This is a genomic window from Streptomyces specialis, from assembly GCF_001493375.1.
GTDB lineage: Bacteria > Actinomycetota > Actinomycetes > Streptomycetales > Streptomycetaceae > Streptomyces > Streptomyces specialis.
Map to the genome: position 1 here is coordinate 1 of NZ_LN929857.1, position 1,760 is coordinate 1,760.

The window sequence follows — 1,760 nt, forward strand, 5'->3', positions numbered from 1 at the left end:
CCATCGGGGGGCGGGTGCTCCTTCTGAGCTGGTGGTCCGTGCCGGGCCCGGCGGGCCGGGCGGGGCGCCGGCCCCGGTGCGCCGCGGCTGCCGGAGAGGTCGCGGTGAATGATACGGCCCGGGTCCGCGCGGCCCCGGGCCGCCGCGCGCCGGGCGTTCCCGCGCGGCCCGCATGCTACCGGCCGGTTCGGCGTGTCACGGCTCCCGGGCGTGCGGTAGATTTCTCGCGCCACTGAGTGATCGCTGCACACACCCACACGCATGCGGGAGATAGAGCATGGGAGTTTCCCTTTCCAAGGGCGGCAACGTCTCGCTGAGCAAGGAGGCGCCGGGCCTGACGGCGATCCTGGTCGGCCTGGGCTGGGATGTGCGGACGACGACGGGCGCCGCCTACGACCTGGACGCCAGCGCGCTGCTGTGCACCGGTTCCGGCAAGGTCGCCTCCGACGGGCACTTCGTCTTCTTCAACAACCTGACCAGCCCCGACGGCTCGGTGGAGCACACCGGGGACAACCTGACGGGTGAGGGCGAGGGCGACGACGAGGTCATCAAGGTGAACCTGGCCGCCGTGCCCGCCGACATCACCACCATCGTCTTCCCCGTGTCGATCTACGACGCCGCGAACCGGGGCCAGAGCTTCGGCCAGGTCCGCAACGCGTTCATCCGCATCGTCAACCAGGCCGACGGCTCGGAGATCGCGCGGTACGACCTGAGCGAGGACGCCGCCACCGAGACGGCGATGATCTTCGGCGAGGTGTACCGCCACGGCGACGAGTGGAAGTTCCGCGCGGTGGGCCAGGGGTACGCCTCGGGTCTGGCGGGGATCGCCACCGACTACGGCGTCAACGTCTGACACCGCCGGCGGCGTCGCCCGCCGCCTGACCGGTCCGATGGAGCCGGACACGTCCACGACGTGTCCGGCTCCGTCGCGTCCGGGGTGCCGCGCCCGGCGGCGAAAGAGAATTCATATCAGAGGAGAAATAGTCACGAAATCCCCATGAATTCTCCGGGCGCCATTCTTCTCGCCCCTCTCAGCGAAACCAAAGAGCCCTCTCAGATAAATCAAAGAATCCGCTGCCTACATTTGCCCGGCTCCGTCGCGGAGCGAACGACTCACGAATCGGTCACACGCGTCTTCGATTCGTGCGCTGAAAGGGCGAGTACCGCACGTGGACAGCACAGGCATCCGAATCGCTGAGAAGGCCCGGGGCGTCCCCGCCCCGGTCAGGGACGGAGCGGTCTACCGTTCCGGTTCCGCCGCGTCCCCCCGCACCCTGATCGACATCCTGCGGCATTCCGTCGCCGCGTGGCCCACGGCCCTGGCCGTGGACGACGGCGACATCGCGTACACCTACCGGGAATTGGACGCGGTCGTCACCGAACTGGCCGACGAATTGCGCTCCTCGGGAATCGGCAGAGGCGACCGGGTCGGCGTGCGCATGCCGTCGGGCTCCGCCGGCCTGTATACCGCGATTCTCGCCGTGCTGGCGACGGGCGCCGCGTATGTGCCGGTCGACGCCGACGACCCCGACGAACGGGCCCGACTCGTCTGGGACGAGGCGGCCGTGTGCGCCGTGATCGGCGCCGGGCACACGCTCACGCCGCGCCCCGCGACCGCCCCGGGCGCGCGCCCCGGCCGCCCGGCCCCCGGCGACGACGCGTGGATCATCTTCACCCCCGGCCCCACAGCGCCCCCCAAGGGCGTGGCGGGCGGCCCGCGCTCTGCCGCGGGCGTCGGGTGCCCCGCGCGCCCGGTCGTG

At 71.1% G+C, this 1,760-nt stretch carries 2 protein-coding genes; both read left to right on the plus strand.

Going from position 1 to position 1,760, the window contains the following annotated elements; genetic code table 11:
- The first annotated feature begins 277 nt into the window (after nt 1-277).
- Entirely contained in the window at nt 278-853 is a 576-nt protein-coding gene (locus BN2279_RS09550) for a TerD family protein (protein ID WP_059008295.1), read from the plus strand.
- A 316-nt stretch (nt 854-1,169) separates the two neighbouring features.
- A partial coding sequence (locus BN2279_RS09555) for an AMP-binding protein (protein ID WP_407702217.1) occupies nt 1,170-1,760 on the plus strand: 591 nt, incomplete at its 3' end.